Source organism: Moorena sp. SIO4E2 (genome assembly GCF_010671945.1).
GTDB classification, from domain to species: domain Bacteria; phylum Cyanobacteriota; class Cyanobacteriia; order Cyanobacteriales; family Coleofasciculaceae; genus Moorena; species Moorena producens.
This window is the reverse complement of the sequence record NZ_JAAHIE010000481.1, coordinates 1-5,521: the sequence shown is the minus strand read 5'-3', so window position 1 is coordinate 5,521 and position 5,521 is coordinate 1. Positions and strand designations below refer to the sequence as shown.

The 5,521-nt window shown below is 48.8% G+C and carries 4 protein-coding genes; 2 read left to right on the top strand and 2 right to left on the bottom strand.

Annotated features, from left to right (window positions below; translation table 11 throughout):
• Nucleotides 1-251 precede the first annotated feature (251 nt).
• Nucleotides 252-644 carry a hypothetical protein gene (locus tag F6K37_RS31035; protein WP_287254385.1) on the bottom strand — a complete coding sequence of 131 codons (393 nt, stop codon included), beginning with the start codon at nucleotides 642-644 and terminating at the stop codon, nucleotides 252-254.
• A 96-nt stretch (nucleotides 645-740) separates the two neighbouring features.
• Nucleotides 741-953, bottom strand: a complete 213-nt coding sequence (locus F6K37_RS31030; protein WP_287254383.1) for a hypothetical protein — start codon at nucleotides 951-953, stop codon at nucleotides 741-743.
• Between the two features lie 183 nt (nucleotides 954-1,136).
• Between F6K37_RS31030 and F6K37_RS31025 the strand changes: the two genes are divergently transcribed.
• Both F6K37_RS31025 and grxC read left to right on the top strand, forming a co-directional pair.
• Nucleotides 1,137-5,036, top strand: a complete 3,900-nt coding sequence (locus F6K37_RS31025; RefSeq protein WP_287254381.1) for an NB-ARC domain-containing protein — start codon at nucleotides 1,137-1,139, stop codon at nucleotides 5,034-5,036.
• Nucleotides 5,037-5,268: 232 nt separating this feature from the next.
• On the top strand, nucleotides 5,269-5,521 hold a 253-nt coding region (gene grxC, locus F6K37_RS31020), incomplete at its 3' end, for a glutaredoxin 3 (RefSeq protein WP_287254379.1).

Here is a 5,521-nt window from a genome sequence, read left to right as displayed (position 1 = left end):
TCTACGACTTCTATAATTTCTAAACCTAGTGTATTTTCCAAAGCGCCCGTTCTCCCAAAAGCTAGATGAGCTTATTTTCTTAATTATTTGTTTACAGTTCTTAAGTCTATCAGAGCGTGGTATCTCGTAGAAGGGAACAGGGAATAGGGAATAGGGCACAGGGACTGAAATCCTTGTTTACTCTGGGGTTTGGGTGTGTGGAAACGGATGCGATCGCATCATCCTAGGGAATCGGGAATCGGAACCCACCCCTAACCCCTCCCAGGAGGGGAACGGGAATCGGGAATCGGGAATCGGAACCCACCCCTAACCCCTCCCAGGAGGGGAACGGGAATCGGGAATCGGGAATCGGAACCCACCCCTAACCCCTCCCAGGAGGGGAACGGGAATCGGGAATCGGGAACAGGGGGCGTTGCGTCAGTCTTCGCGCTGAATAGCAGTAGAGTGGGCATCCTGCCCGCATGAAAATGTAGAGTGGGCATCCTGCCCGCGTGACAATGTAGAGTGGGCATCCTGCCCGCGTGAAAATCAGCATGAAACTGGCATCTTGCCAGTTCTACGCCTGATGCCCATTCCACACAACTCTTCAAACAATCAGCATGAAACTGGCAAGATGCCAGTTCTACGCCTGATGCCCATTCCACAGGTGCGACCCAAGGCCGGGTTCCCCGGCCATTGGAAAGCGCACCTACTCTTCAAATCATTCCATTTCCCCCCTTATTAAGGGGGGTTAGGGGGGATCACCCATCCTGCCTCTTAAACCAAGGACCCACCACCTGGATCAATCTAGTCAATGCTCCCACTAAAACTGCGATCGCTAAAATCATTTCCGCTGGACTGTCCCCATCCTTGAGCCAGAGAGCAGGATTTTCCATGAGGGGCTGTGGTTGTTCGACTAATGCTATAGTGTCAACTCCTTGATTATCAAGTACTTGCTGTTTGAGGTCATTCATGGTAATGCTTCGATTTCCTAACTGAAACCATAGTGACCTGGGGGTGGTGTCCAAACGCAACAGTTAGTTGAGGGAAGCTACAACCACTGTGTATCAAGGCTAGACTAGTTGAGGGTAGCTTCTGCAATTGTGGGAAAACCTACCCTAACCCTGAAGTTTTTTTCTTGCCCATCCCCCAAGAGAATGCCAAGACCTACTTACGGTCCTAAAGTTAAAGACAGAGCATTGCGTCTATTTGAAGCATTAGTTTCTTTTGCTAAAGACATCGGTAATCAGGGAAATCCAGATATTAAATTCCGTTGGATAGAGAAAAACTCAAGTCATCGAGAACTAGTAATCCAAACTCAGACCAGATTTTTAATTGAACTGACCAAGAAGGATAACTATCCAGGTAGTCTCAGCAAGGCTCAAGTGGTAGAAGCCTTGCAGCGGATGGAAGACTTCTTAGGAATTTTAGAAGACAACCGTGTCAAGAAGAAGGGAAAGGATGAAAGGCATTTTACCCTGACACTCTACTGCCAAGACCTAGCCAAAAATCTAGAACTATTTAAGCAAGAGTGGGAGAATAAACGACCAGAGAAATCGAAACAGCAATCCCTACCAACTGCTACTACTCCTGCCAAAACCTGCCAAGCCCTTCGCCCTAAGCCAGGGGTTCCGTTCCAAGCCCCACCCCTACCAGCTTACTTTATCCAGCGCCCAGAGGTAAGCCAATCCCTGAAGCAATCCTTACTGTCAGAGCAGACAGCTAAGACCGGCACTCTGGTGGTTAGCGCTATTTATGGTTTAGGGGGGATTGGTAAATCTACCTTGGCTGCTGCTATTGCCCATGATCCAGAGGTACAGACTCATTTTCCCGATGGTATTCTGTGGGCAACCTTGGGTCAGCAGCCAGACTTGCTATCTTTCCTCAGCAGTTGGATCCAAGCACTGGGAGACCATGACTATAAACCCACTAATACTAATGCTGCTTCTAGACATTTACAAACCTTGCTGTTTGAGAAGGCTACACTGCTAGTCGTAGACGACGCTTGGAAGCCAGACCATGTACAACCGTTTCGGATTGGTGGTGCTAAGTGCCGGGTGTTAGTGACAACTCGTGAAGCTCAAATTGTGGGAGTGACTCGCTATGATTTAGATGTGATGAATCCCTCACAAGCCTTAGCCTTACTGGAAGAGTATGGGGGTTCTCAACTCAAGGGGTCAGACCGTAAACAAGCCCAAGCCCTAGCCACAACAGTGGGCTACTTACCCCTAGCCCTGGAGTTAGCGGCAGCACAAATAGCAGATGGTATTTCCTGGAAAGAGTTACTCACTGACCTGCAAAAAGAAATTGCCCTGTTGGAAACCTTAGATTTACCAGGTGCCCAAGAGGTTGATGAAAAGCGACGCAAGCACTACAGCCTAGTGGCATCCTTTAATCTCAGTTTACGGCGACTACCACCAGGAAAATTTCAGCAATTTGCCTGGTTTGGTGTCTTGCCAGAAGATGTCTCGATTACTCCCGCTTTAGGCACAACCTTGTGGGATATCAGTGCTAGGGAGGCCAGAAAGACATTACAGTATTTTAAGTCTAAGGCTCTACTGCTCTCTGGTAAATCAACTAATGGCACTGCCACCTATCAGCTCCATGACTTAGTCCATGACATGGCCCGTCGGTTGCTAACTGATCAAGCAGCTACAGGGGAAGAGGTGAGCTTACCGGGTTTGGGATTAACCTGGCCCCAAGCCCATGGTCAACTCCTAGAGCGCTATCGCCAAAAAACCCAAAACGGGTTATGGCACACTCTACCCGATGATGGCTATAGTCACAGTTATCTGACTTGGCATTTAGAAAAAGCCGGTTGGGTAGAGGAAGTCCACCAACTGCTGCAAGAGGAAACAGAGGCTGGACGCAATGGTTGGTATGAAGCTTGTGAACGTTTTGATCAACTGGGAAGCTTTGTCAAGGATGTGGCCAAGGCTTGGCAGTTAGCAGAAGAGGCTTTTTCCTCTTCACCAACTCGTTCTATTAGTTTGCAGTGCCGTTATGCCTTGATGGTGTCTTCTATCAATAGTTTAGTAGGGAATATTCCAGGAGAGTTGATGGCAGCCCTGGTAGAGAAAAAGATCTGGACTCCAGTTCAGGCTTGGGCTTACGTTAAACAAATACAACATCCTAATCGTCGAAGATCAGCACTAGAAGAGCTAGCTCCAAAGTTACCAGAAACATTACTCCCAGAAGCCCTCAAAATCGCACAGGCCATTACCGATGAGTGGATCCGAGCCTATGCCCTTAGAGACCTAGCACCATATTTGCCGGAAAGCCTACTCTCAGAAGCCCTAGAAGCAGCACGAGCCATTACTAATGAGTCATACCGAGCCCATGCCCTGAGTGACCTAGCACCACAGTTGCCTCACATCTTACCAGAAGCCCTAAAAGCAGCACGGGCTATTACCGATGAGTGGAGCCGAGCTAGAGCCCTCATAAGACTAGCACCACAGTTGCCCGAAATTTTATCAGAAGCCCTAGAAGTGGCACGGGCCATTACCGATAACAGAGACCGAGCCAATGCCCTGAGTGAACTAACACCACAGTTGCCTCACATCTTACCAGAAGCCCTAGATGCAGCACGGGTCATTACCGATGAGTCAAAACGAGCCGATGCCCTCAGAGCAATAGCACGACAGTTGCCGGAAATTTTACCAGAAGCCCTAGATGCGGCACGAGCCCTTACCGATGAGTCAAACCGAGCCGATGCCCTGATTTACCTAGCGCCACAGTTGTCGGAAAGCTTGCTCCCACAAGCCCTAGAAGCAGCACGAGGGATCACCAATGAGTCAAACCGAGCCGATGCCCTAAGTGGACTAGCACTAAAGTTGCCGGAAATTATACCAGAAGCCCTAGAAGCAGCACGAGCCATTACCAATGATAGAGACCGAGCCTATGCCCTGAGTGAACTAGCACCACAGTTGCCCGAAATTATACCAGAATCCCTAAAAGCGGCACGAACCATTACCAATCAGTCCAGCCGAACCCATGCCCTGGGAAAACTAGCACCAGAGTTGCCCGAAAGCCTACTCCCACAAGCCCTAGATATGGCACGAGCCATTACCGATGAGTCATACCGAGCCCATGCCCTGAGTAAACTAGCACCACAGTTGGGGGAAAGCCTACTCTCACAAGCCCTAGAAGTGGCACGGGCCATTACCGATCACAAAGACCGAGCCCATGCTCTGAGTGAAATAGCACCACAGTTGCCGGAAATCTTACCAGAAGCCCTAGATGCGGCACGAGCCCTTACCGATCACAAAGACCGAGCCGATGCCCTGAGTGAAATAGCACCACAGTTGCCGGAAATCTTACCAGAAGCCCTAGATGCGGCACGAGCGATTACCGATCACAAAGACCGAGCCGATGCCCTGAGTGAACTAGCACGACAGTTGCCGGAAACCCTCCTCCCACAAGCCCTAGAAGTGGCACGAGCGATTACCGATCACAAAGACCGAGCCGATGCCCTGAGTGAACTAGCACGACAGTTGCCGGAAATCCTACCACAAGCCCTAGATGCCGCACGAGCCATTACAGATCACAAAGACCGAGCCCATGCCCTGAGTAATCTAGCACCACAGTTGCCTCAAATCCTCGCAGAAGCCCTAGAATCAGCAAGGGCCATTACCGATGAGTCGAGCCGAGCCCATGCCCTGAGTAATCTAGCACCACAGTTGCCTCAAATCCTCGCAGAAGTCCTAGAAGCAGCAAGGGCAATTACCGATGAGTCGAGCCAAGCCCTAGCCCTGATGCTACTAGTATCAGATTTTCCGGAAAGCCTACTCCCACAAGCCCTAGAAACGGCACGGGCAATTCAGTCTGAGTATCACCGAGCCATAGCCTTCAGTGGACTAATCGAAAATCCCAGCTTATCCCTCCAAGAGGACGTTTCCCTTTGGCAAGAGTTTCTTCACACCTTGGCTTGTCGCGATCGCCAGTTTTTATTAGCAGTCCTGGTTAATCTCAGTCCAACTATTATCTCGTTGGGAGGCAAAGAAGCTCTGGCTGCAATTGTTGAAGCGATTAAGGATGTAAGTCGGTGGTGGCCCTAGAGTGGAATTAAAAAGCTTTGAAAATCGCGGTTTTATCAATTATTTATTTATGGTTTTTGTAACCATTATTACAACAATTGCTAGATAGTTTTTTAAAATAAATAATCAAACCAAATACTGATTTATAGTAACACCAAAACTTATCCTATTTCTTTCCTTTTTCTTAATTTAAACTATCCCCTAACCATGCTATATCCTTAAATAGGATTCAACAACATAGGATTAACCAACAATGCTGGATTTTCTCAATCCCATCCTAGGACGCAAGCCAGAACAGATGAAAGCCAATGTAGAAATTTACACCTGGCAAGCCTGCCCCTTCTGTATCCGAGCCAAGCTATTGCTATGGTGGAAAGGGGTTGACTACACCGAGTATAAAATCGATGGGGACGACAATGCCAGAAACCAGATGGCGGAACGAGCCAACGGAGGTCGAACGGTACCCCAAATTTTTATCAATAACCAACACATTGGCGGTTGCGATG